Annotated in this window: 21 protein-coding genes and 1 tRNA gene; 8 read left to right on the top strand and 14 right to left on the bottom strand. The window is 48.6% G+C overall.

Features of this window, described 5'->3' with window-relative positions; genetic code table 11:
* Positions 1-28: 28 nt before the first annotated feature.
* The 4 genes from HMPREF3090_RS09310 to HMPREF3090_RS09295 are packed head-to-tail and all read left to right on the top strand — an operon-like array spanning position 29 to position 6,026.
* A complete protein-coding gene (locus HMPREF3090_RS09310) occupies positions 29-1,669 on the top strand; it encodes a class I adenylate-forming enzyme family protein (RefSeq protein ID WP_067971620.1) in 1,641 nt (546 codons plus the stop codon).
* Positions 1,659-3,902: a 3-hydroxyacyl-CoA dehydrogenase/enoyl-CoA hydratase family protein gene (locus HMPREF3090_RS09305; protein ID WP_067971622.1), complete on the top strand. Its 2,244-nt coding sequence runs from the start codon at positions 1,659-1,661 to the stop codon at positions 3,900-3,902. The genes HMPREF3090_RS09310 and HMPREF3090_RS09305 overlap by 11 nt, the downstream gene beginning before the upstream one ends.
* A 12-nt stretch (positions 3,903-3,914) precedes the next feature.
* Positions 3,915-5,084 (top strand): thiolase family protein, encoded by a 1,170-nt coding sequence (locus tag HMPREF3090_RS09300; protein ID WP_067971625.1) that lies wholly within the window; start codon positions 3,915-3,917, stop codon positions 5,082-5,084.
* 12 nt (positions 5,085-5,096) lie between these two features.
* Positions 5,097-6,026, top strand: coding sequence for an NAD(P)H-dependent flavin oxidoreductase (locus HMPREF3090_RS09295; RefSeq protein WP_067971628.1), 930 nt, complete (start codon positions 5,097-5,099; stop codon positions 6,024-6,026).
* An 84-nt stretch (positions 6,027-6,110) separates the two neighbouring features.
* Here the strand turns inward: HMPREF3090_RS09295 and HMPREF3090_RS09290 are convergent, their stop codons facing one another.
* The 5 genes from HMPREF3090_RS09290 to HMPREF3090_RS09270 form a co-directional block, all read right to left on the bottom strand.
* Positions 6,111-6,473, bottom strand: a complete 363-nt coding sequence (locus tag HMPREF3090_RS09290) for an ArsC/Spx/MgsR family protein (RefSeq protein ID WP_070486539.1) — start codon at positions 6,471-6,473, stop codon at positions 6,111-6,113.
* Positions 6,436-7,740 (bottom strand): FtsW/RodA/SpoVE family cell cycle protein, encoded by a 1,305-nt coding sequence (locus HMPREF3090_RS09285; protein ID WP_306345458.1) that lies wholly within the window; start codon positions 7,738-7,740, stop codon positions 6,436-6,438. The genes HMPREF3090_RS09290 and HMPREF3090_RS09285 overlap by 38 nt, the downstream gene beginning before the upstream one ends.
* Positions 7,740-8,726 carry a YihY/virulence factor BrkB family protein gene (locus tag HMPREF3090_RS09280; protein ID WP_070486562.1) on the bottom strand — a complete coding sequence of 329 codons (987 nt, stop codon included), beginning with the start codon at positions 8,724-8,726 and terminating at the stop codon, positions 7,740-7,742. The genes HMPREF3090_RS09285 and HMPREF3090_RS09280 overlap by 1 nt, the downstream gene beginning before the upstream one ends.
* A 91-nt stretch (positions 8,727-8,817) precedes the next feature.
* Complete coding sequence (locus HMPREF3090_RS09275; RefSeq protein ID WP_067971634.1) at positions 8,818-9,381, bottom strand: hypothetical protein; 564 nt, start codon at positions 9,379-9,381, stop codon at positions 8,818-8,820.
* Between the two features lie 110 nt (positions 9,382-9,491).
* Complete coding sequence (locus HMPREF3090_RS09270) at positions 9,492-10,307, bottom strand: MetQ/NlpA family ABC transporter substrate-binding protein (RefSeq protein ID WP_067971636.1); 816 nt, start codon at positions 10,305-10,307, stop codon at positions 9,492-9,494.
* A 252-nt stretch (positions 10,308-10,559) separates the two neighbouring features.
* Here HMPREF3090_RS09270 and HMPREF3090_RS09265 point away from each other — a divergent pair, with 252 nt between their 5' ends.
* The gene (locus HMPREF3090_RS09265; protein WP_101603474.1) at positions 10,560-11,744 is read left to right on the top strand and encodes an oxidoreductase; all 1,185 of its coding nucleotides are present in this window, start codon (positions 10,560-10,562) and stop codon (positions 11,742-11,744) included.
* A 180-nt stretch (positions 11,745-11,924) separates the two neighbouring features.
* Here HMPREF3090_RS09265 and HMPREF3090_RS09260 read toward each other — a convergent pair.
* From HMPREF3090_RS09260 to HMPREF3090_RS09250, 3 genes are all read right to left on the bottom strand, one after another.
* Positions 11,925-11,998 (bottom strand) — tRNA-Arg (locus HMPREF3090_RS09260).
* Between the two features lie 191 nt (positions 11,999-12,189).
* Entirely contained in the window at positions 12,190-13,398 is a 1,209-nt protein-coding gene (locus tag HMPREF3090_RS09255) for a beta-ketoacyl-[acyl-carrier-protein] synthase family protein (RefSeq protein ID WP_067971641.1), read from the bottom strand.
* A 69-nt stretch (positions 13,399-13,467) separates the two neighbouring features.
* Positions 13,468-14,343, bottom strand: a complete 876-nt coding sequence (locus HMPREF3090_RS09250) for a DegV family protein (protein WP_067971644.1) — start codon at positions 14,341-14,343, stop codon at positions 13,468-13,470.
* A 151-nt stretch (positions 14,344-14,494) separates the two neighbouring features.
* Here HMPREF3090_RS09250 and HMPREF3090_RS09245 point away from each other — a divergent pair, with 151 nt between their 5' ends.
* Positions 14,495-14,743: a hypothetical protein gene (locus HMPREF3090_RS09245; protein ID WP_067971647.1), complete on the top strand. Its 249-nt coding sequence runs from the start codon at positions 14,495-14,497 to the stop codon at positions 14,741-14,743.
* 227 nt (positions 14,744-14,970) lie between these two features.
* On the opposite strand, the gene HMPREF3090_RS09885 is transcribed toward HMPREF3090_RS09245, so the two are convergent.
* The 6 genes from HMPREF3090_RS09885 to tig all read right to left on the bottom strand — a co-directional run bounded on the left by HMPREF3090_RS09885 (position 14,971) and on the right by tig (position 21,667).
* Entirely contained in the window at positions 14,971-15,120 is a 150-nt protein-coding gene (locus HMPREF3090_RS09885) for a hypothetical protein (protein ID WP_158444707.1), read from the bottom strand.
* A 27-nt stretch (positions 15,121-15,147) separates the two neighbouring features.
* The gene (gene rpoD / locus HMPREF3090_RS09240; RefSeq protein ID WP_083272464.1) at positions 15,148-16,392 is read right to left on the bottom strand and encodes an RNA polymerase sigma factor RpoD; all 1,245 of its coding nucleotides are present in this window, start codon (positions 16,390-16,392) and stop codon (positions 15,148-15,150) included.
* A 3-nt stretch (positions 16,393-16,395) separates the two neighbouring features.
* On the bottom strand, positions 16,396-18,270 hold the full coding sequence (gene dnaG, locus HMPREF3090_RS09235) for a DNA primase (protein ID WP_067971649.1): 1,875 nt from the start codon (positions 18,268-18,270) through the stop codon (positions 16,396-16,398).
* A 76-nt stretch (positions 18,271-18,346) separates the two neighbouring features.
* Positions 18,347-18,946: a ribosome biogenesis GTP-binding protein YihA/YsxC gene (gene yihA, locus HMPREF3090_RS09230; RefSeq protein WP_067971651.1), complete on the bottom strand. Its 600-nt coding sequence runs from the start codon at positions 18,944-18,946 to the stop codon at positions 18,347-18,349.
* A 72-nt stretch (positions 18,947-19,018) separates the two neighbouring features.
* The gene (gene clpX / locus HMPREF3090_RS09225) at positions 19,019-20,287 is read right to left on the bottom strand and encodes an ATP-dependent Clp protease ATP-binding subunit ClpX (RefSeq protein ID WP_070486537.1); all 1,269 of its coding nucleotides are present in this window, start codon (positions 20,285-20,287) and stop codon (positions 19,019-19,021) included.
* Positions 20,288-20,386: 99 nt separating this feature from the next.
* Positions 20,387-21,667 carry a trigger factor gene (tig, locus tag HMPREF3090_RS09220; protein ID WP_070486535.1) on the bottom strand — a complete coding sequence of 427 codons (1,281 nt, stop codon included), beginning with the start codon at positions 21,665-21,667 and terminating at the stop codon, positions 20,387-20,389.
* 437 nt (positions 21,668-22,104) lie between these two features.
* On the opposite strand from tig, the gene recU reads away from it, so the two are divergent.
* Together recU and HMPREF3090_RS09210 are read left to right on the top strand one after the other, a co-directional pair.
* The gene (gene recU / locus HMPREF3090_RS09215; protein ID WP_067971658.1) at positions 22,105-22,728 is read left to right on the top strand and encodes a Holliday junction resolvase RecU; all 624 of its coding nucleotides are present in this window, start codon (positions 22,105-22,107) and stop codon (positions 22,726-22,728) included.
* 35 nt (positions 22,729-22,763) lie between these two features.
* Complete coding sequence (locus tag HMPREF3090_RS09210; RefSeq protein WP_070486529.1) at positions 22,764-25,199, top strand: PBP1A family penicillin-binding protein; 2,436 nt, start codon at positions 22,764-22,766, stop codon at positions 25,197-25,199.
* Positions 25,200-25,560 lie beyond the last annotated feature (361 nt).

Raw genomic sequence — 25,560 nt, 5'->3', positions numbered from 1 at the left:
GTAGTGATTGATAGAAAGGAAAAGCGTAATGCCTATTGATGTTGAATCTCTATATAACCGCCGTAACGATAGCCCCTTCAATCGGACACTTGTTGGCGACCTCTTAGAAAATCTCGGCCATAACCGTCCCGATGACACCGCCCTCGTCGCTGGACCGGGCGCCTATAGTCTACCCGACCACCGAGCGTTGAACTATGGGACTTATAATCGCAAGGCTAACCAATTTGCCCAGGGGCTCGACCAGCTCGGCCTTAAACGAGCCAGTCGTATTCTCTTTATCTGTGAAAATTCGACGGAGGCCCTGATTGCTAAGTTTGGAACGGCCAAAGCCGGCATGGTCTCGGTACCCGCTAATCCCAACTTCTCAGAGGATGTCATGGCCTATGTGATTGACCTGACCCAGCCCTCTGTCCTCGTCATCGATGCCGAATTTATCCATAAATTCGATAAGCTACTAGCGGACTGCAGCTTCCAAGTTAAGCTCGCCATCCCAATCGGTGGACAAGTCGCCGCTTCCTACCAGGACTTTAACGCTTATTTAGCCGACCAGCCCAGCCAGCAACCGGACCGCTACCCCCTCCATGGCGATGACATTTGGGAGATCCTCTTTACTTCAGGAACGACCTCCTGGCCCAAGGGCGTCATGATTAGCCACCATTACAGCTACCATGCGGCCTCTATCTACGGCATGCACATGAGCCGAGGCGTGGACCAAATCCACCACTACCGCGTGGCCTCCTTCCTCCCCCTCATCTACCACTGTGCCGACCTCACCCTGGCTATTTCCGCCATGCTCTATGGCGGCACTTTAATTTTTGGACGCCGGCAACACGCTCAAGAAATGGCCCAAGTCCTGGCCCAGAGCCAGGCCACGGCGCTCTGGACGGGGCGGATTGATATCATGGAAGCAGTCTTTGCGGCAGCTGACCAAGAAGACCTAGACCTGACGAGCCTTAGCTGTCTGCTCTACGCCTATTCTCACTTAGAGACTGAACTTTATCAAAAGATCCAAGCCCACTGCTCGCCCCAGGTCCAAGTCATCAATTCTTTCTCCCAGACCGAAGTTCTTGCCGGCTTTAGGCTCTACCATGCAGGCAATGAAGCCCTCTTAGCCGACCATCCAGGCGAGAATGTGATTGGGACGGCCGATGCCCGGCTCCAACAAAAACTGGTCAGCCCAGACCAAGCGACGACTGGCGAGGTCGCCTACCGGTCTCCAGCAGCCTTTTCGGGTTACTATCGCAATCCCAAAGCTACAGAAGAAGCTATCCAGGATGACTGGTTCTGTTCCGGTGACCTGCTAAAGCTAGAAGCAGCTGACCGAGCCATCATGGTCGACCGGAAGAAGGATGTGATTAAGACGGGCGGCGAGAACGTCTCCTCTGCTCGTGTAGAAACTATCCTCCTCCGCCATCCTGAGATCAAACAAGCCGCCGTGGTGGGAATGCCTGATTCTTATTGGGGTGAAGCTGTCACGGCCGTGGTCGCTTCCGACACACTCAGCCCAGCCGATGAGAAGCGCTTGATTGGTTTTTGCCACGACCAGCTGGCTGGCTTTGAATGCCCCAAACGCATTTATTTTAAGCCCCACTTAGACGAATCGATCGGGGGTAAAGTTAAAAAAGCCTCCCTCAAATCTTGGATAAGGAGTAAAGAAAATGAAGAATAAAATTACCATTATCGGTAGCGGCTTTATGGGCAAGCAAATTGCTGCCTCCTTCGCCAATGCCGGCCTCGCAGTCTGTCTGGTCAAGTATGGCAAGGCGAGCGAGGAGGACATGGCCCAGATCCAGACCACCTGCCAAAAATTAATCCACCATAAGGAAGACAATGGAGCTCTCAGCGTCATTAGCTATCAAGACTACCGCCAAGAAGGACAGGATAGCGGCCTAGTGATCGAATCCATTATTGAAGACCTAGGAGCAAAGAAAGCCTTATTGGCAGACCTGAGCCAGTTTATCGGTCCTGAAGTGATCTTAGCCAGCAATACTTCCAGCCTGTCCATCCAGGCCCTTTCGGCAGACTTAGACGCCAGTGTCCAAGAGCGCTTTCTCGGCCTCCATTTCTTCGCCCCGGTGACCAGCAATCCCCTGGTGGAAATCGTTCCCCACTCCGACTTTCCCAAAGACAAGCTACAGAAGCTCTGCCAATGGCTCAGTGACCGGGTGGGCAAAAAATATATTATCGCCCAGGATGTCACAGGCTTTGTCGCCAATCGGATCGCCTTCTACAGCAACTATGACATCATGTACCGGGCAGAAACTGAAGACTGGCTGCCTAGTCAGACCGATGCCCTGTCCGGTAAGTACCTGGGCCGGACCAAGATGGGCCCCTACCGGCTGGTCGACTATACAGGCTTGGACCTTTTCGAACAGGCCCTGGCCAACTACCAGGAGGATCCGACCTGCCAGGACTTCTTCCCTCCCCGCTCAGCCCATCGCCCTCTCCTAGAAGCCGGCTACTATGGGGATAAGGTCGGCCAAGGCTACTACAAAAAAGACCAGGGCAAACGTTACCACTATAACTTCCAAATGCAAGCCTACGAAGCCACCAGCTTCCCCCGCTTTGACATTATGGATGACTTAGACCAGCTAGACACTAGGGACCGTTTCCAAGCTATCCTAGATGTTGAAGATCCCTATGGCCAATTTATGGCCCAGAGCCTGGTCAACCTGCTCGCCTTTGCCGCTCAAAATGTAGGTATCGCCTGCCAGGACTACCGGGATATTGACCGGGCTATGGTTTGGGGCTACCAATGGACATACGGCCCCTTCCAGATCTGGGACTTGATCGGCTTTGACCGGGTGAAGGACCTTCTAGCCAAGCGCCAGGACACGCTACCTGACTGGCTGGAAAACTTCCAAGGCCCCTTCTATCCCGATAGTCACTGCCTGGCCCGCCACCAGTCCTTGGCAGCTTATGACAAAGACCTGATCCTCGACCTGGGGGCGGATTATAGGCTCTACCAGGGGCCCAATCAGACTTTGGTCTTTAGCCTTGAAGCCAAGAACAGCGTCATTAATTTAGATTTGTTAAAGGGCTTGGACCAAGCCCTGGACCGCCTGGAAGACTCACCGGCTATTGGTCTGGTTATTTACAGTCCCCAGGAGCATTTTTCTCGAGGCTATGATGTCAAGGCCTTTGAAGCCAGCATTGCCCAGGACCGCGTCGTTGAAGATTGCCAGATTTCTTTTGATCTCGGCCATCGCATTATACAGCGGATGAAATATAGTCAGAAGCCGATCGCTGTGGCCTGCCGGGGCTACTGCCTGGGTGGGGGAGCCGAACTTGCCCTCCACTCCAGCCGGATTTTTGTCAGCCCCCAAGTTAAGATGGGCCTGCCTGAAGCCAACTTAGGCCTCATTCCTGGAGCAGGGGGCCTGGTCGAGCTAGCGGAACGCATTTATACAGCAGATATGACCCGGATGGAGCGCAAGAACCGCCTGCTCGCTTGTTTCGAAACAGTCGCCTATGGGAAGATTTCGGCTCACGCTAAAGAAGCCCGAGAGCTAGGCTATCTCACCAAGGAAGATGTCGTTGTGCCCAACGAAGACTACCTCCTCGAAGCCGCTATCGACTGGCTCACTTACCAGGGCCGCTACCAGAGCTTCCGCCCTCAATTTCCACAATCTTATCCTGTTTTGGGCAAGGAATTCATGGCCCTGGTCATGGGGACCACCCAGAATTGGCGGCAAGGTCTCTTTATTAGCGACCATGACAAGTCCCTAGCCGATGCTATTGGTCAGGTCTTAGCTGGTGGAGAGCTCGCCATGGAGATCCAAGTCTCCCGCGAGGACTTATTAGAAGTCGAAAAGACCGTCTTTACCCAGCTGTTAACTAGCCAAAAGACCCAGGACCGTATCCAACATTTTGTCAAGCACAAGACCATCTTGCGTAATTAGAAGGAGGAAACTATGTCTGAAGCTTATATTGTCGCCTTTGCCCGGTCAGCTGTGGTCAAAGGCAAGCCCACTGGTCAATTTGCCTTTGATCCGGCAGAGGACATTGCTGCCCAAGTGCTCCAGGGCCTGATCCAGAAATTAGGTCCCCACTTCGATCTCCAGCTGATCGATGACCTGATCGTTGGCTGCTCCATGCCAGAAAACCGCCAAGGGGGAAACATTGCCCGTAAGCTTGGCCTACGCGCGGGCCTCCCCTTTGAAGTCCCCGCCGAAACCATTAACCGCTTCTGCGCCTCTTCTCTGCAGGCCATCGCCCATGCTAGCCAAGCGATCCAGGCCGGCCAGGCGGACTTGATTATCGCGGGTGGCCTAGAATTCCAATCCACCACCCCCTACGCGAGTCTAGAAGCCCACAATAACTATGCCCTAGAAAGTCAAGACTGCCATCTGAGCGATTGGATGGGCTTGACAGCTGAACGTGTTGCAGAGGACTATCAGATTAGTCGCGAGGCCCAAGACCAATTTTCCGTTGACAGCCACCACAAGGCCCACCGTGCCCAGGCTGCTGGCAAGTTTGACGATGAAATTATTCCCGTCAAAGCCCACACAGCCCAGGCCCATCAGACTCAGCTTGTCCAGGCTGACGATGGCATCCGTCCCGATACCAATCTGGACCAGGTCAGCCGACTCAAGCCGATTTTCAAACGAGGAGGGACCGTTACCGCTGCTTCCTCCTCCCAGATTTCCGATGGGGCCAGCTTTTTAGCCCTTGTTTCCAAATCAATGTTAGACCAGCTCCAGCTCAAGCCCCTAGCTATCTTTAAGGGCTACCAGGTAGCTGGCGTCGACCCCGCTGTCATGGGCATCGGACCCGTCCCAGCCATCCAAAAATTACTCAACCGCCAAGAGATTAGCATGGACCAAGTCGACCTCATCGAACTCAACGAAGCCTTTGCAGCCCAAGCCCTGGCTGTGATCAAGGCCCTCGATTTAGATATCGATAAGGTCAACCCCAATGGCGGGGCTATCGCCCTGGGGCATGCCAATGGCGCAACAGGAGCCGTCCTCAGCTGTAAATTGTTAAACGAAATGGCGAGACAGTCTGAGTCCCGCTACGGCCTCGTCTCCATGTGCATCGGAGGGGGCATGGGGGCTGCAGCTCTCTTTGAATCTTTATATTAGGAAGGTGATTGCATGACATTTTTTCAAGAAATAGGTGTCAATTATCCGATTATTCAAGGGGCTATGGCCCGCATTTCCAAGTCTCAATTAGTGGCAGCCGTGAGCCAAGCGGGTGGCCTCGGTATCTTATCCAGTTACGGTCTATCGGCAGATGAGCTAAAAACTTCCTTGGATGAAATCCGCCAGCAGACCGACCGGCCCTTCGGTGTCAATCTCATGCTCCAGCAGGATAATATTTCGGACCTCCTCCCCATCCTCTACCAAGAGGATATTGCGGTCGTCACAACAGGAGCAGGGACGCCCAAGGCCTTTGCGGAAGACTTGCGCGCTTCAGGAACCCGGCTTGTTCCCGTCATTGCCTCGGTTAAGCACGCTCAAAAAATGGGTAAGCTGGGCGTCGATGCCCTCATTGTTGAAGGCCGAGAAGCCGGTGGTCATATCGGACAGAGCTCGACTCTGCCCTTACTTCAAGCGGTCCGCCAAGTGACCCAAGTCCCCCTCATTGCTGCAGGAGGCTTTGCGACTGGGGCCAGCCTTCTTGCGGCCCAGGCCCTGGGTGCATGCGGCATCCAAATGGGAACTCGCTTCCTAGCCTCTGAAGAATGTCCCATACCAGATGCTTATAAGGCTGCTATTCTAGCGGCTGACGACCAGGGCACGATTGTCACGGGGCAAAGCTGGGGACAAGCTGTCCGTAGCCTCAAAACGCCCTTCCTAGAAGATATCCTAGCGGCGGAACTCAAGGGTCAAGACCCCGCCAAGATCCAAGCTGCTCTCAAGCAGTCCTATCAAAAGACGCTCAATGACGACAGCTTCGACCAAGGCAGTCCCATGGCTGGGGAAAGTGCCGGCGCCATCCATGATATCCGCCCCGTTCAAGAAATTATCGACCAAATCATAGAAGAAGCTCAAACAGCCCGCCAGCAGCTCTGTCAAGACTAGACAAATAACAGCAAAAAGCCTCCCAGTCAGTTCACACATCAAACTTGACTGGGAGGTTTTTCTTTCCTGGTTCTATTATTTTATTTACTGGTCCAACCATTGAGCAAGAGCTTGCTCACGGCTACCCACTGAAACATGGTCCCCATCACTTAAGAAGGGGCGCTTGATTAACATGCCATCTTCGGCCAGGGTCGTCACGATATCTTCCTTAGACATATCAGGTATTTTATCCTTAAGCCCCGACTGGCGGTAGGCTTGGCCTGAGCTGTTAAAGAGTTTTTTGACATCGGGCCAGACTTGGTCGACCGCCGCTCGGATGAGTTCGGCTTGGGGTGGCGTCTGGCGGATATCGATCCAATTAATATCGTAGCCAGCTGCTTCTAATTGCTTGCTGACTTTTTGGCAGGTACTACACTTCTTCAGTCCGTATAAATCTAAAGCGTTCAAGATTGGCCTCCTTTGTTAATTTGCGTGCCAGCCGAATGACAAGATTCTGCTGGTGGTCTTTTTCTGTTTGACGTTCATTGTAGCGAATCGAGGCAACCAGGCCCACACACATCATATTGGTAATCAGGGCCGAGCCCCCTTGGGATATGAAGGGCAAGGGAATCCCTGTCAGCGGTAAGAGCCCTATCGTCATCCCGATATTTTCGATAATGTGGAAGGCGAAGAGGGTGACAATCCCTGCTACCATGGCCACATAGAAGCTATCATTTGTCTTAAAGGCAGCAGAGATCATGCAATAGATCAAGATAAAGTAGAGCAGGATCAAGAGTGAACTACCGATAAAGCCAAAGTTCTCAGCAATAGAAGAAAAGATCATATCAGATTCTCGTACCGGTACATAGACTTCAAAATTACCTAGGCCCTTACCGAACATCTTCCCTGATCCAACAGCCTTGATCGACTGACTGAGCTGGTAGGATTCAGAAGCCGTATTCTCAAAGGGCGCGAGCCAGGAATCAATCCGGGAGAATTGGTAATCCTGGAAGCCTAAATTCAAGAGCAGGTCCCTATCGTAAACCACTAAAAAGAGTAAGATCAAGAAGAGAAGCGTAATGACCAGGAAGGTTGGCAAGATAATATGCCAGGAAATCCCGGATACAAAAATAATGCCGACTAAAATCATCATAAAGACGAGCATGGTCCCGAAGTCATTCTGCAAGACCACTAGGAGCATAGGCGGCAGAGACCAAGCGAAGAGTTTTAAAAGAAAGCGCCAGTCTAAGCCTACCTGGTCGCGGACCGCCATCTCATCATAGCCGATCCGGTTACAATCCCGGGTATAATCATCCACCAAGCGCCCCATCATTATAATGTAGAAGAGTTTCATCAATTCGGAGGGCTGGAAGGTCAATCCCCCAATCGAGAACCAGGACCTGGCCCCACTCGCCTGGGCCAGGCCGCGGTCATAGAAGATCAAGACCAAGATCAGGAGGAAGAGGCCAAAAAAATAAGCCAGGGGCGCTAAACGAAAGAGGGTTTTCCGGTCTAATTGCATCATCAGATAAACCAAGACCAAACCGACCAAGAACCAAGCCCCATGCATCAGGGTCGGTAGGAGGGAGGCCTCCTCATATTGGAGGTAGGTCGTCGAAAAGACCGTAATCATGGAATAAACCATGAGGGCCAAAAGAGTTAAAAGCAAAGGAAAATCATAGCGGGTCTGGGTCAGATTTTTGACTCGCTGGTACTTGCTTCGTTTCATATCCATTATTCATCACCAACTTCACTAAAATAATTATCTTCGAAACGAATCGGCGCGTCCATTCGTTTGAGGTTGCCATAAGCGATCTCTTCCTCTTCAGCTGCCTCCCAAGTGCTTGACCGGCGATTAATATAGGCTGGCTGCTCTCTTAAATAATCAGAGAGGTGGTCAAAGCGGTAGTAGAGAATATTGATCAGAGCCCCTGATACAATCGATATACAGAAGAGGTAGATATAGATCATCAAAACCACAAAGACGCCAATGGTCGAGGAGGTCAAAGATTGGCCGACAAAATAATCCACATAATAGCTAAATAAAGTACTGATCAAATACATCATCAAAGTCGATACCGAGGCCCCAATCAGCGAATACTTAATATGCCAGCCGGGCATAGGGACCACTTGGTAGAGGTAGCTATTAAATAAGAAGAGGGCCAGCACCAACCAGAGATCCTGGACCGAGAGCAAGCCGCTAATGATCTGGACTAATTGCTCAGGCAGGCTGATATGGGCCTCCAGGAGTTGGAAGAAGGCTTCGCCAAACATATAGAGGAGACTAAAGACAGCCACCACTAAGACCAAGGCAAAAGCCAGAAAGAAGGAAATCAGTCGGGTAAAGATCATATTATTTTTGTGGTCGATCCCATAAACCCGTTTAAGTACCCGCTGCAAACTCGTAAAACCTGTCGATCCCGACCAAATAATGGCGATCGAGGACAGAGAAATTACCCCCATATTTACATTGCCCAGGTATTGCTTGAGGACCGGAATAATAAAAGGCGCCACTTGGTCAGGCAGGAAATCCGTAATCAGTTGGATCACCTGGCCAGTATCCATGGGAATAATTGGAATCACATTTGCTAGTAAGATGAGCAAAGGGATTAAGGCGAGTAAGGTATAGTAGGACATTTCTGCAGCACTTCCTCCTACATAAGCATCTTGTACGCTGCGTTGAATGACTGGCAAATACTTCTGCTGGAACTTTGCAAACATCAGCTTGCCTCCCTTTTCATTAATCATATAAAAAATCCTGCACCTATCGAAGAAGTGCAGGACTCCGTGTGCAAGTTATATTTTAACACACTTATGGGGTAACATCATTCCAAGTGTTATTTAAAATATCTTGTTGCAATAACTGGCCTGTATCGGGTTGGTAACGGTAGATAGTTACCAGGTTAGACTGCTGCATGTTCTCAGGAGCCTGCCGGCGAACTTCTACTTGGAAAGTCCCATCCTCTAAGAGGCTAGGCATGAAGTAATAGTCTTCATTGTTATAGATATTCCCTGAGGCTTGGTGGATCAGGCTTGAGACCTTGGGCAAGAGGTCCTTGGACGAATCCAAGTTTGATTCTGTATTCGAAGCTAGGGCTTGGTCCTGGCTGGTCGCTGCCGGCTTGTCCTCAGCACTAGCTGCTTGCAACTTATCTTCTGCTGAGCTCTGGTCTGAGCCTGCTTCCCCCTCTTCAGCACTGGTTGCTGACTCTTCTTGGTCAGCCGCCTGCTTACTGGATCTTTGCTGACTGATCGTTTGTGAGGAGGCCTTGGCCTGGTCACCAGAGAAGGTCAATGACTGGTCGGAGCGCCCACAAGCAAATAAGAAGAAGGTCAGACTGAAGAGGCCTAAGCTAGTCACTAATTTTTTCCACATCTGATTTTACCGTCCCATCTAATTTTTTCTGCCTATATTTTAGCACAAAACTCCGCTTTAAAAAGCCTTTTCAGAGCTTTCTTAAGCGAAGTTTAATAGATCAGATGGGGCTATTGATCCTTGTCCCATACTGGAATGCTGGAGCCGTTAGTCATCTCGTCGATGATCTTGGCCACCTCATCTGTTTGATAATATTTCACGATGGTTTGGTAGACGTCCTTATCCTTCTCATTTTGGCGGGCTGCAATCACATTGTAGTAGGGCTTAGAAGATTCGGCCACAGGTTCTAAGTAGATGCTGTCTTGGGTTGGCACGAAGCCCGCATCCGAGGCCATATCGTTATTGATTAGCGCAATGTCCGCATCCCCCAGCGAGCGAGCCGTTTGATTGGCTGCCATAGATTTAAAGTTTAGATTTTTAGGATTTTCGGTAATGTCACTGATGGAAGGGAGGAGTCCCTTATCCGGATCCAACTTAATTAAACCCGCTGTCTGCAAGAGCAAGAGGGCCCGACTTTCATTGGACACATCATTTGGCAAGGCAACGACTGCCCCATCTCGCAAGTCATCAAGGGAATCAATTTTTTCTGAGAAGACGCCCATGGGATTTAGGGTCGTATAAGCAATCGTGGTATTGCTGTAGCCCCCTTCTTTATTGACCTCTTCCATAAAAATTTCCGTCAAGGCTGCGTGCAGGTCAATCGAACCGTCTTCCAAAGCCACAATAGGGCCCCGATAATCGGTAAATTTCACCAATTCTAAATCGATATTTTCCTTGTCCTTCAATTCTTTTTGGATATATTCCCATTGGTCGTTCTTATCGCCCACTACCCCTAACTTAACATGGGTTGTTTCCTTAGAAGAACTCCCGCATGCCGTTAGAAATAAGGCGAAAACCGCCACTAATAAAAATACTTTCTTTCGCATCGTCTGCCACTCCTTGTTATTTTATTCATCCTGACCATGCTAAAAGAGGCAGGATAACCTCCTATCATTATATAAAGATTCTTAGCGAATAGCAAAAATCTATCTATAGGATTTATTGATAGATGATGGACGTTTCATCCGATCAGTCCCTGCAATAGTTAGCAGGGATAGCTATTATTATTTATTTCTATCCTCAAAAACTTTAATTAATGGTAGACTAGTCCTTGCAAGACAAATGAAAGGATGATCAGCTTGACTAAAAAACTTACTGATACCGTCAAATTCCGCCACGGCGCTGAAATTAAAGGACGGATTGTCCAACCCCCTATGCTCACTAATAGCGGCCTCAGCCAGGGCTTCGTTAGCCAAGACACCCTCGACTACTACCAAGCTCGCTCAGAATCTGCGGGCCTTGTCATCGTCGAATATTGCTATGTCATCAAAGACGGCGGGCCTTCCCACACCTGGGCCGCCAACAAAGAACAGCTCGGCATCCAATCTGATGCTCACATTGAAGGTTTAAGCCAAATCGCTAAAGCTTTGAAGGCCAAGGGCAACAAGGCCATGGTCCAAATTAACCACTCTGGCCGGGAGTCCAACTTCCCTGCTCGCCACGGCGGACGCGCTCTCGCCCCTAGCGCTATTGACTTCTCCTTCTTAGATTACCCCGTCGAAGAAATTACGGAAGAAGAAATCTACCAAGTCATCGAAGCCTTTGGAGACGCCACACGCCGGGCCATCCAAGCTGGCTTCGACGGTGTAGAAATCCACGGGGCCAACCACTACCTCCACCAACAATTCTTCTCCAAGTGGTCCAACCAGCGAACAGACCAATGGGGCGGCTCTTACGAGAATCGAACACGCTTTATCCGTGCAGTCAACGACAAGGTCTTCGAGGTGGTTCGTCAGGAAGCTCCTGCAGACTTCATTGTCGGCTACCGGATCAGCCCAGAAGAAATCCACGGAAACAATGTGGGCTACACCTATGAAGATTCTACCCGCCTCGTCGCAGACCTAGGCAAAGATTATGACTTCGACTATATCCATGTCTCCCACCTGGACTATAAGCACAAGCCTGAAGGTCAAGACCTGACCTATGCCCAGCTCTACCGCCAAGTCCTTCCCGAAGAGGTCAAGCTGATTGTCGTTGGCGGTATTACTAATGAAGAAAAAGCGGCTGACGCCCTCAACTACGCCGACCTAGCAGCTGTCGGACGCGGCACCCTGATCGACCCACAATTTGGCAAGAAAATTATGGAAGGCCGCGGTCAAGATATCGTAACGGAAATTTCACCCGAACAAGTGAAAATCTCTAAACTACCACCCGCCCTAATCACCCTCTTCTCTGATCCCCAAATGCCCCTCCAATTAGCTGGCCGGGAATCAATCTTTTCCCTCCACGGTCAAGATAGTGACTACTATCGGGAAGGTTATTAAAAAATACAAGAGAGCTAGTCAACAAGCTAGGCTTAGCTATGATTAAGAAGGAGTAGACAAATTTACTAAATACGGGATCCCTTAAATCTTGTCTACAATTTTGCTTACTTTTCATAATAATCAGCAAAAAGAAAAAGCAGCAATTGCGGCCTAAAGCCTACAATTGCTGCTTTTATGCTACCTCGAGAGCGAGATTCGAACTCGCGACCTACGGTTTAGAAGACCGGTGCTCTATCCAGCTGAGCTACCCCGAGAACTCACAAGATATATTGTACCGCGTCCAAGGGATAACTGTCAAGTATCATCCTAGTGAAATAGCCGGTACGTACTTTCTTTCAAAAAAACCAGCTTAGTCAGATCACATACAACCTTGAACTAAGCTGGGCTAATAGTCTTTGGCGGGAACGTGTGAGAATCGAACTCAGCCAAGAAGTTTTACCCACCTTTAAGATCGATTTCTCTTAAAGCAAAGGACCGCATTGTGGCCCCCAAAGCCGGCACTATTGCTTAGCGCATAGCGCAAGTTAGCAGGCCGCCCCTGCTTAGGCACATAGTCAAGGTCTAAGCCTTGGTCTGGATTTTCCAAGCCTAGGGTAGGCGGTAAGAATTGGTCAGATAAGGCACACAAGGTAAAAATCGCCTCGATAGCACCCGCTGCCCCTAACAAATGACCAGTAAAGGACTTAGTGGAGGAAACGGCCAATTCTTGGGCATGGTCACCAAATACTTGCTTAATCGCTTCAGTTTCACTCGCGTCATTGGCTGGGGTTGAGGTCCCATGGGCATTGATATAGTCTATCGCTGTGGGATCGATTTGGGCCTCGGCTAAGGCTTGGGCCATAGCTTGGCCGAGCCCTTGGGCATGGGGAGCGGGAGCCGTTAAATGATGGGCATCACTGGTCGCCCCATAGCCTACAATTTCACCATAGATAGGAGCTTGGCGAGCTTGGGCTGATTCTAAGGATTCTAAGAGCAGGAAGGCTGCGCCCTCCCCCATCACAAAGCCATCCCGGTCCCGGTCAAAGGGTATCGATGCCCGGTCAGGGTCTGACCGGTGGCTAAGAGCTGTTAAATTATCAAAGAAAGTCAGGCCAGCAGGGTTCAGGCAGGCCTCACTCCCTCCGGCCATAGCTAAGTCTAAGTGGCCACTTTTGATAGCACGGAAGGCTTCACCAAGCGCTGAATTCGAAGAAGCAAAGGCCGTCGCAATGGCTTGGGCTGGCCCCCTAAAGGATAGGTCTTGGGCTAATTTCATAGCGGTCTGTCCGGCCAGATTCTGAAGAAAGATTTGGCTTTTGCTTTGACCTTTAAGGGCCGCTTCAATAGCAGTCAAGCAGCCAAGCCCATTACCCAAATAACAACCGGCCCGGTAAGGATCAAAGTCTCCAGCCTCCAAGCCACTCATCTGATAGCAAGACTTGGCCGCAGCCCGGGCCAAAATCGCATAGGCTTCCTCGCCACTTGCTGATGCATAGAGACTAGGATCTGGAAGGGGGCCACAGACCTTGACACCCAAATCTGGACAAGTCATACCAGCCGCTTCCAGTGTTTTCAGCCCATGCTGTCCCGCACGCACCCGCTGCCAATTCTCTTCCACGCTCTCACCTAATGGGCTGATGGCAGCCATGCCTGTTACTACAACACCTTGCGTCATGTGTCACCTCTCCTCATTTATTCATTCAACAAAAAAGGCCCGGCTCATAACGACCAAGCCTTCAGCCTTTTATAAGTCATCTAAAGATAATTTATCGGTATCAATGCTCCACATCAAAGCAAAAGCATTGGGGCCGCTGTGGACACCGACCGTGGGGCCAATAATGCCCTCATCTAAACGCATGTCGGGGAATTTCTCTTGGACGATGGCTTTGAGTGATTGGTAAGGTTCAAAGTCCTTGCGTCCTGAAATAGTCGCACGCAGGGGCAAGCCCTTAGCCGCATCCTCTTCTAAGCTCTCAACAACCCGCTGAATAGCCTTCTTCAGACTCCGGGTACGAGCAGATAGTTCCAAACGATCCTGGCCGACCTTGACAATCGGTTTAATCTTGAGGAAGTTCACGAGGGCTGTCGCCGCTGAGCCCAAACGTCCCCCCTTGAGCACATAGCGTACATCGTCTAAGATCACATAGAGCTTACTATAAGGGGACAATTTATCGAGATTAGCGATAATTTCTTCAACTGACCGGCCTTGGTCGCGCTCCTTAACGGCTGCTTCAATATAATAGCCCTGGGCTTGAAGTCCGATTTGAGAGTTAAAAGGATAAACCTCCAAATCTTCCTCTTGGGCAGCTGCCATCTTCAGGGTTTCAAAAGTTCCTGACGCACGAGGAGTCACCATAATAGCGAGGACCTGGTCATACCCCTTGGCTTGGATCTCATCAAAGGCTTCCATAAAAGCGCCGGGACTCGGTTGGGATGACTTCGGAAATTCCCCGCTAGCTTCCACCTTCGCATAGAAGCTTTTATCATCAATTTCTACCATATCGCGGTAAGTCCCATCCGAAAACGTTACAGACAGTGGAACCACAAAAATATCATGTTCTTCTTTAAAAGCCGGATCCAGGTAGGCTAAACTATCGCAGAGAATTGCGATCTTTGACATGTACTTTCTCCCCTTTCTCATCGGAAACTGTCATTCCTTTTAATTTTAACATACGATTTTTATAAATACAATTTTTTATTCCGCTCAAAATAAATACTAAAATTGCCAAGCGAGCATTTTAGGGTAAAATAAAGCTATGGAGGTGCATGATATGCATAAGATTCTATTTATCGGTGACAGTCAAGTGGCCGGGGGCCGCAACCAAGCCAAAAGCTCAAAAGACCTCGGTTCAGGTTTTGTCGCCCAACTTGACCAAGTCTGGCAAAGCCAACAGCTCCCCCTTCAGGCCATTAACAAGGCCTACAAGGGAGCCCAAGTCAAAGATGTGTGGACCGACCTCAGTCGAAATTTAGAGCAAATTGGAAGTGTCGATGGACTGGTCCTGGGGGGCTGGTATTAATGACGTTTATTTTCACCGGCAAATAAGTCAGGCCGACTGGCAGGCTTATCTCGAAAATTGGCCGGAGATTTTTAACCGCTTATGTGAGCACTTAAGCAAGCAATTTAATCCCCAATTTATGCTCTGTTTAGATGTGAGCGCCGGCTTCGAAGACCCCCCGCTTACGAGAACGCCTCCGCAGCTTTCGACAAGTTTTTAGAGAAAATGTCCAGGCCCAAGCTAAACTGCTAAGCTTTGCTGAAGTCTTTGAACAAGCTCCCCACAAATACTTTGTGAGCGACCACATCCACTTCAGCCCTGCTGGCCACAGCTACATCAGCCAGGCCCTCAACCCCCGCATCCAAGACCTTATCCGCTAAAAAAGAGAGGTCGGCCAAGGCCAGACCTCTCTTAAATACTTTGCTTTATTCTTCCATGAAGTCTTTCAATTGCTTAGAGCGAGAAGGATGGCGCAACTTCCGCAGAGCCTTGGCTTCGATCTGACGGATCCGTTCCCGGGTCACACCGAACTGCTTACCAACTTGCTCTAAAGTCTTAGATTGACCATCTTCTAGACCGAAGCGTAAACGCAAGACATTTTCTTCCCGGTCGGTTAGGGTATCTAAAACTTCATTGAGCTGTTCTTTCAGCATTTCTTGGGAAGTGAATTCTTCTGGGCTCATCGCTTCATTATCTTCGATGAAGTCGCCCAAGTGGGAGTCATCTTCTTCCCCAATTGGGGTTTCAAGCGAAACAGTCTCTTGAGAAATCTTCATGATATTGCGGACTTTTTCCGTTGGCAGGTCCATTTCGGCACCAATTTCCTCTGGCGTGGGTTCGCGCCCCAAGTCTTGGAGGAGTTGCCGTTGGATACGGACGAGTTTGTTAATGGTTTCTACCATGTGGACAGGGATCCGGATGGTCCGGGCCTGGTCAGCAATAGACCGGGTAATGGCTTGGCGGATCCACCAAGTCGCATAAGTTGAGAACTTGAAGCCCTTGGTATAGTCAAATTTTTCAACGGCCTTCATCAAGCCCATATTTCCTTCTTGGATCAAATCAAGGAAAGACATACCCCGGCCTACATAGCGCTTGGCAATAGAGACTACCAAACGCAAGTTGGCTTCTGCCAGTTCTTGCTTGGCAATCGGATCTCCTTCTTCAATCCGTTTGGCCAAGGCCACTTCTTCATCAGCTGTCAGTAGGGAAACCCGACCGATTTCTTTGAGGTACATGCGGACAGGGTCATTCATCTTGACATTAGCTGGAATACTGGTTTCGTCCTCTTCTTCCTTGTCCTTAGCTTTTTTGTCCTTGGTGTTCTTGCTGTCCGCTTTCTTATTGGTCTTCTTATCCTTATCAACAATTTCATCGATGGTCTCGTCATCAATTTCTTCTTCTTTGATCTCGTCTGATTTTTCAGCGGTCCGCTGGAGTTGGCGGTTGGTTGGGCCACCGTCGTTATCCACTACGGCTACCCCGGCTTCTTCAAATTGTTCAATCAGGTCATCGATTTGCTTGTCATCTAGGCCGTAAGGTTGGGCAATGGTGTCGCTTAATTCATCATAGCGAATGGAACCAAAGATGCGTTTTTCATTAATTAAAGCTTTGCTTGCTTGCTTTAAACTCGGTTTTTTATCGTCTGCTTTAGCCAAATAAATCTCCCCCATTTACTATCTTTTCATCTGTCTCAATATTTGAATCCGTCTAAGGTTTAAGTCGCCAATCCGCGCTTGGTCATTGGTCAGCTTAGCCTGCTCCATTTCGTCTTTGAGGGCTGCTAACTGGGATTTCAGATCCGTCTTAGTCGTGATATTAAAGACCAAGTCCTCAATTTCCATATCTGTCACTTCTTCTGGTGTGTCCAAACAATAAATATCTACCAGTAAAGCCTGGTCTGCCTGGTCTAATAAGCGGTTGTAGAAGGCCTGAGGGGAATAATTATCCCCCTGGTCCTGGCGGTAGGCTTCCAACAAAGTGAACAGTGTCTGCATTTTAACCGACTGGAACTGAAAATCTGGATACTTTACCTTGAGCATGACCCAGGCATCCTCTTGCTTCAATAAACGATTGAATAAGTGCATTTCATTAATCTCTAAGGGACTATAAGCCTCTTGAGCCGGCTGGCGAGACAGGCTTTGCCAGGAAGTATCTGCCCCTTCTCTAAGCGGTGAATTGTCCTGACGAGAAGCTCCTTGCTGAGCCAGGTCGCGCTGAACTTGGAGAAGTTGTTCTTTGAGACTATCTACGGCCAGCTGGGTCTCTTGGCTCAGCTCCTTGAGGTAGAGTTCCTGCTCCACGGCTGTATCCAGGCGGGCAATCCGTTGAATAATGGCTTCAATATATTGAAGTTTGCCTGAGTCAGTCGCCAAATCATAGTGCATGCGGTAGTAATACCGGTAGAAATGCATAATGGACAGGCGTTGGTTGACAATAAAGTGTCCAAACTGCTCACTGCCATAGTGCTCGATATATTCATCCGGGTCCATTTGATCGGGAAAGACACAAACGTGAATTTTGACATCCGGTGCTTCTTCAGCAAAGTGGTCAAGCGCACGGTAGGCCGCTTCAATCCCGGGTTTATCCCCGTCATAGGCCAATAAGACCTCTTTCGTCTGCCGACGGATCATTTGGATATGGGCGGACGTCAAGCTGGTCCCCATTGAGGCCAAGCCATTCTTGATCCCTGCTTCACTAGCCTTGATCACATCCATAAAACCTTCAAAAAGAATGACTTCCTTGACCCTCCGAATTTCTGGCCGAGCCAGGTCCAGGTTAAAGAGAAAGCGGCTCTTTTGGAAGAGAGCTGTTTCCGGACTGTTCAGGTACTTGGCCTGCTGACTTGTTTCTCCCGAATCATCAGGCAAGATCCGTCCAGAAAAAGCCAGGGTCTCCCCTTCCGGACTGCGGAGGGGAAAGATGAGTCGACCGGCAAAACGGTCGCGAATTGCTTGGTCATAGTCGCTCCGGATAAAGATTCCTGAAGCGATTAGGGCCTCATCTGAAAATTCTTTGGTCCGCAAATGCTGGTAAGAAAGCTGACCATCCTTAGGGGCAAGGCCAATCTGATAGCGGTCAATGGTTTCTCGGCTAAAGCCCCGGCCCTTTAAATAGGCCATGGCTTCCTGACCATACTGGGTTACCGTCAAAAGATAATGGTAGAAATCCTTAGCCTCTTCATGGATGGCAATTAAGTTTTCTTCCTCAGCAGACCATCTCCTTCGCTGACGGTTAGTGTTACTTTCAAAGTCAAAGTCGACACTGGCGTGGCCCTTCTGCGCAACCAAAGCCACCGCTTCCTGGAAAGAACAGCCTTCGATATCCATTATAAAAGAAAAGACATTGCCGCCCCGACCACAGGAAAAGCACTTGAAAAATTGCTGGTCTGCTTCAACAGAAAAAGATGGCGTCCGTTCATCATGGAAAGGACACTTGCCAAAGTAGTTCTTCCCGCGTTTTTGCAAGTCCACATATTCCCCAACAATATCCAGGATGTCAACTTGTTCTCTGATGGATTGGACCACTTCATTTGGTATTGCTTTTGCCACTGGGTCACCCTCTTAATGACATAGGATTGTGCATTGTATAGTATACTTCAAGTTCTAGCCAATTGCAAGAAAAGGCTTAGTCCTCATAGGCTCCTGCAATGACATCTTCGATAATCTCCCAGGCTTCATCCTTAGCTTCTGCCGTTTTCGAAGAAAAAGGTAAGATCTGGTCTTCCGTTACTAGGTCTAGAGTCTCTTTAATCTGAGCCAGGTGCTTATTCCACTGGGATCGTTTGACCTTATCAGATTTAGTAGCGATCACAAAATAAGGAATCTCATAGGCTTCGAAGAATTCCTTCATTTGGATATCCTCCTTACTTGGTGCATGGCGGAAGTCCACCAAAAGGAGGGCTAACACTAAATTGGTCCGGGTCCTGAAGTAGCGCTCAAGCATCTCCTGCCACTTTTTCTTTTCGGTCTTGCTCACCCGGGCATAGCCATAGCCCGGCACATCAACAAAATAGAGACTATCTTCAACGGAATAATAGTTTAATTGTTGGGTCTTTCCTGGTTTACTTGAGGTCCGTGCAATATTTTTCCGCCGGACCATGGTGTTGATAAAGGAACTCTTGCCTACATTTGACCGGCCAGCTAGGGCGATCTCAGGGCGGTCGGCTTCCGGGTATTGTTCGGGGCGCACCGCACTAATTAAGAATTCCACTTGGTGAACTTGCATTGTCCTACCCTCCTATCAATAAAAACGAAAGGGGCTGGGACTTTTCCCAACCTCTTGCGTTACTATCCTTGCTTAGTCTTTAATAGCCTTGCCCTCAGCATCATAAATCTCAGGCTGGGCCTCTTGGTTGATCACGTCTTCTGTGACGATAACCTTGGCTGCCTGGTCATGGCTAGGGATATCATACATAATATCAATCATGCTCTCTTCAATAATAGCCCGCAAGCCCCGAGCACCGGTCTTACGTTCGATCGCCTTCTTGGCAATGGCTTGGAGGGCTTGGTCAGTGAATTCCAATTCCACATCATCCAAGGCCAGCAATTGTTTGTATTGCTTGATTAAGGCATTCTTTGGTTCGGAAAGAATCCGCACCAGGTCTTCTTCAGTCAATTTATCGAGCACGGTAATAATTGGTAAGCGGCCAATAAACTCTGGGATTAAACCGTAGGACTGGAGATCTTGCGGAATAATATGGTTAAGGATCTGTTTCTTCTCTTCAGGGCTTTCCTTTTCCGCTGTTTGGCCAAAGCCAATCACCCGTTCGCCCAGACGTTCTTTGACAATATTTTCGATCCCGTCGAAAGCGCCGCCAACGATAAATAAGATATTGGTCGTATCTAATTCAATAAACTCTTGTTGGGGGTGCTTACGGCCGCCTTGTGGGGGAACATTAGCGGTAGTCCCTTCCAAGATTTTCAGCAAGGCTTGTTGGACCCCTTCCCCACTGACATCCCGGGTAATGGAGACATTCTCAGATTTACGGGCGATTTTATCGATTTCATCCACATAGATGATCCCGTACTGGGCCCGTTCAGGGTCATTATCGGCAGCTTGAAGGAGTTTAAGCAAGATGTTTTCCACGTCTTCCCCAACATAACCCGCTTCCGTCAGCGAGGTTGCGTCGGCAATAGCAAAAGGTACCTTCAGCAAGCGGGCTAGGGTTTGGGCAAGGTAAGTCTTCCCAGAACCGGTTGGCCCGATCAGGCAGATATTAGACTTTTGCAGTTCGACCCCTTCAATTTCATTATCCTTATCTGTTTGAAGGTTGCTATTGACACGTTTATAGTGGTTATAAACGGCAACAGATAAGGCTTTCTTAGCATCTTCTTGGCCGATCACATATTGGTCCAAGACTTCATGGATTTCCGCTGGTTTGGGTGGGTCTACCATGACCAGCTCATCCGAAATTTCCATTTGCGCTTCGTCATCAATTATTTCCTGGCACAGGCTGACACATTCATTACAAATATAGACATCTGGACCAGCAATAATTTTGTTCACTTGGTCTTGGGACTTGCCACAAAATGAGCAGTGAACTTGACCCGTATCATCATTAAACATTTATTGCCTCTCTCCCTTCTTACACATCAACTAATTTTGTCAAAAAAAGAGGTTGAAGTCAACTGTTCCAACTCCAACCTCTCTTTCTCAATAAAAAGCTTATTCTTCAATCGCAGAATCTGTGATCAAGCTCATGGCTTTCTTAAGGGCAATGTCACGTTTCAGCATATCTGGAGTAACAACTTGACGAACTTGTTCTTCAGGCATGTTGTAGGTTTCTGCTAAGGACTTGATTTCTTCTTCAACATCTTCGTCGCTAGCTTCGATATTTTCATCGGCAACGATTTGTTCAAGGATTAAGTTTGTCTTCACGCGTAACTCAGCATCTTCAGAAAATTGTTGACGGAGGTCTTCTTCTGAAGTGCCAGTTAATTGATAATACAAGTCAGGGCTAATGCCTTGGCGTTGCATTTCATTTAAGTAGTGTTCTAACTGATGGTTCACTTCTTCGTCAACCATCGCTTGTGGTAGGTCTTCGATTTCAGCATTGTCAACCGCTTGACGGATAGCTTCTTCATCACGTGCATCGTCAGCTTGGCGAACTTTAGCTTCTTCGATTTCTTTCTTGTAGAGGTCTTTTAGTTCATCTAAGCTGTCAACTTCTTCGTTAACATCCTTAGCGAATTCATCATCAAGTTCTGGAACTTCTTTAGTCTTCACTTCATGAACTTTCACTTTGAAGATTGCTTCTTGACCAGCTAAGTCTTCGGCATGGTACTCTTCAGGGAAGGTTACCTTCACATCTTTTTCGTCGCCTTCTTCAGCTCCAACTAATTGGTCTTCAAAGCCAGGGATAAAGCTATTTGAACCGAGCTCTAAGGAGTAGTTCTCATCCTTACCACCTTCAAAGGCTTCGCCATCTTTAAAGCCTTCAAAGTCGATCACTACGGTATCGCCTTCTTCAGCAGGGCCTTCTTTAAGGCTGAGTTCAGCCAAGTTATTTTGAGCAGCTTCTAGGCGTTGGTTAACTTCCTCTTCGCTGACTTCACGGTCTTGTTTAGCAACTTTAAGGTCTTTGTAGTCCCCTAATTTAACAGCTGGTTTAGTAGCAACTTCAGCCTTGAATTCCCAGTCTTGGCCTTTTTCCATCTTTTCGATATCGAATTGAGGTTGGCCAACAATATCCAAACCAGATTCTTCAACGGCTTGGGCATAGGCTTGAGGGAGAACCAGGTTAATGGCATCTTCGTACAAAGCAGCTTCCCCAAACATCTTAACAAAGACTTGGTAGTTCACTTTCCCTTTACGGAAGCCAGGTACGCTCACATCTTTTTTAACACGTTTGTAAGCTTGTTTCATAGCCTTTTGGGCATCTTCTTGGGCTACGGTAAAGTGTAGAACGCCTTCATTAGTACTTGTCTGTTCAAAATTTACTGTCATGTATTAATTCCCCTAACTCTTCAAAATTTCATTTTTAGATTAATCGATTGATAGCTTTTAATCAAGCAAATTGCCTCTATAGGCATATCATCGTTCACATTTTGACATATTACACTAAAAAGCTTAAAATGTCTAGTTTAAACCAAATAAAGTTCTTATCCCAAATTTTACAATCTTCTTTATTTACTAACTTTTCCAAAAACCAGTTCCAAAACTCAGGCCTGACATCCACTTCACGAACTATGGTCAAAGGTTGGTCAACCTTTGACCATAGTTCGCTCCAGTGATTCAGACCTGAACGACTTTTGTCACACTCTCCACATGTATTAAGAAGCTTGCAGGCGTGTTATAATTGTGTTAATTTTTGTGCAATTTATTCCTTTTATCCGGTAAAATTGCTATACTTATAGGGATAGATTGGAGGAGTAGACGATCTGATGCGTTACCCAAATGGTAAAAACTTTGAAGGAAAACGGGATCAGGCCAAGTCCCGACCTGGCCCTAAGGCTAAAAAGGTCCAATTCGGCCAGCGGGGGATGCGGCTTGAGAACATGCTGAACCAATCCAACCAGTGGTACCTCAACCGCGGGCTTGCAGTTATCCATAAAAAACCGACCCCTATCCAGGTGGTTAAAGTGGACTATCCCAAGCGAGCCCGGGCCAAGATTACAGAGGCCTATTATCGCCAGGCATCGACCACCGACTACAATGGCATCTACAAGGGTTGGTATGTGGACTTCGAAGCCAAGCAGTCTGACCGCTTGCAGAGCTTCCCGCTCAATAATATCAAGGACCACCAAGTCAAGCATATGACTGCCTGCAGCCAGGCGGGCGGCTTGAGCTTTGTAATCTTTTGGTTCTCTAAGCGCCAGGAAGCCTACCTGTACCCTATCGAAGCTTTGCTTGAAGACTGGCGGGCCTATCAGGATAGTGAACGGTCTTCCATCCCCTTCCAGCGAATTGAAGACTATGCCTATCCCATCGCCCTAAAATACCAACCTTACTTAGATTATCTCCCCTTGATAGACCAATATATTGCAGACTATGGCAAAAGCCATTAGTCACTGATTCATATTTATAGGAAGAAGGTTTTAATATGTCTGAAAAAGACCGCCGCCACCAGCGCTACAATAAGAAGCGACAACCGCGCCAGGCCTTATCAAATCAGTCACTTTGGAAAAAAATCATCCTTGCTATCGTCGGTTTCTTTGCCGTCATAGCCCTCCTCTTGGGCCTAGTCTTCGCCTACTGGGCCTTCACCGCACCCGAACTGACTGAAGACGAATTGCGGGGGTCCATGGCCTCCATTGTCTACGACAACCAAGGGCAGGAGATCTTTGAAACCAGCCAGAATGAACGTCGCATTGTCAAAGAAGATGAAATTTCTCAATTGACCTTTGATGCCGTCACTTCGATCGAAGACCAGCGCTTCATGAAGCACAACGGGATCGACCCCAAACGGATTATCGGCTCTCTAATTGCCAATATCAGAGCCGGGGGAATATCCCAAGGGGGCTCTACCCTGACCCAGCAATTAGTCAAGCTGTCTGCCTTTTCAACTAAGTCCGAAGACCAGACCTATAAGCGCAAGGTCCAGGAGATGATGCTCGCCCTCCAGCTCGAACGAAACTATACCAAAAAAGAAATTTTCGAATTCTATATTAATAAGGTTTATATGGCTAATGGGGTCTATGGCATGGGGACGGCAGCTGAGGTCTACTATGGCACTAGCTTAAATAATCTTGGCTTGCCGCAAACCGCCCTCCTAGCTGGGATGGTCCAAGCGCCGAATAATTACAACCCCTATACGAATCCTGAGGCAGCTAAGGAACGGCGCGACTTAGTGCTCTCCGAAATGCTGGAAAATGGCAAGATCAGCCAAGCAGACTATGAAGCTGCGGTCAATACACCAATCGATGACGGACTCCAGCCATTAGAAGAAAACCGTGAAAAAGAAAATTCCGTCAACCAAGTGGTGGATTCCTATATCCAACAAGTGGCTGAGGATGTCAAGGCCGCTGGTTACGACATGTGGTCAGACGGTTTGAAGATCTATACCCACTTGGATATGAATACCCAAAACTATATTACCGAACTCTTGAACGATCCGAACGGCGCTTATTTCCAAGATTCTGAAGTTCAAGCTGCCGCTTCAATTGTCGATACCAAGACAGGACATATTATTGCCCTCTTCGGCGGCCGTAACCAGACTGAAGCTTTGAGCTTAAACCGGGCCACCCAGTTAAACCGGAGCGTCGGTTCTTCTATTAAGCCTCTGAGTGACTATGGCCCTGCTATTGAACACTTAAATATCAGCCCGGCGACAGGGGTTAAGGATGAGCCTTACCGCTACAGCAGCGGCGACCCGATCAATAACTGGGACCGTCAGCACCAGGGCCTCATCACTATGCGCCAGGCTTTAGCCGAATCACGGAATATCCCGGCCCTCAAGGTCTTCCAAGCAGTAGGCGCCGAAAAAGTGAATGACTTCCTCAATAACTTAGACATTAACCTCAATAACGGCGAAGGTGTCTATGAATCCAATTCGATTGGCGGGGAAATCACACCCTTGAAATTATCGGCCGCCTTTGCAGCCGTGGGGAACTATGGGGAATACAATGAACCTAAGGCTGTGGATTATTTCGTTACCCTTAACAATGAAAAAGTTGAAGTCTCAGGCGAAAGCCGCCAAGCCATGCGGGAATCCACCGCCTATATCCTGACCGACATGATGAAATCGGTCTTCACCGAAGGCCTCTCTGCCCCCTACCATAATGGCGGCATCATTGAAGCTGGTAAGTCAGGAACGACCAACTATACAGACGATCAAATTGCCCGCTTCAATATTCCATCTGGAGCCGCACCAGACCGCTGGATGTCCGGTTTTACCACTAATTATTCAATCTCCATTTGGATGGGTTATGACAATCCAAACTCCCCTAATGGATACATCACAGAAAGCGCCGGCCATGCGGTCGACTACCTCTACCGGCAGATGATGGACTACGTTTCTAATGGGGCCCACAATGAAGACTGGCAAAAACCTGATACCGTCCATGAAGCCAACCTTGTGGCCTTATCCAACCCAGTCCGTCTCGCCACAGCTTCGACGCCTTACAGCCAAACCACCCGCGACTTGATCAATGAAAACCTCTACGAAGAATTCAAAAACTCTGCATCAAGTCCTGGAAACTTGGACCCTAACGGCAGCTACTACAGCCACTCTACCCGCCGTTACAACCGGACACCAAGCTACGAATCCACTTACCAATCTGGCTACGGCGACGAAGACTACGAAGACAGCTCCGGGCGGTCTAGCCGATCTGTATCGGATAGCCAGGTGGAAGGACAAGATGGTTATGAACAAGGCCAGTCAGCAACAAATGGCGGGCAGACCTCAAGAAGCCAAACTGATACACCTGATCAAGGGGCTAATACAGGTGCACAATCCGCACAAACTGATACAACTCAAGGAACAAGAAGCACAACTGGAGGCAACCAAACTAACACTAATCCAGCACCTTCTTATTAAAGAAATATGCTCGCTTATCATTTGTAGATATGGTAAGCGAGTTTTCTTTATACTTTTTATTTCAAGTAATGAATTTATTTAAAGCCGTTACCCTTATGAGCAGGAGTGGAGCTTTGAAGTTGGCCCTTAGCCATGACCAAGCAAGCATCAGGGTGCGAGTAAGAGCGTTCAGCTTTGGATGCTTGGAGTAAGTTGGAATAAGGGCAAGCCCCGCTTGCACGTTTCCAACTTGCGAAAGCCCTCCAAAGCTGCTCTTACGAACCCGACTAGATGTGAATTAGGGATCGTCGACATAATCCGTTACGAACCCTTTGAAGCTCGCTAGGTGAGAAGAAGGTAGCAACGCTGCTAGCGCAGCCTT

It is taken from the genome of Aerococcus sp. HMSC23C02 (assembly GCF_001806805.1).
GTDB lineage: Bacteria > Bacillota > Bacilli > Lactobacillales > Aerococcaceae > Aerococcus > Aerococcus sanguinicola.
The sequence above is the reverse complement of the archived record's forward strand: the minus strand, read 5'-3'. Positions and strand labels throughout refer to the sequence as shown.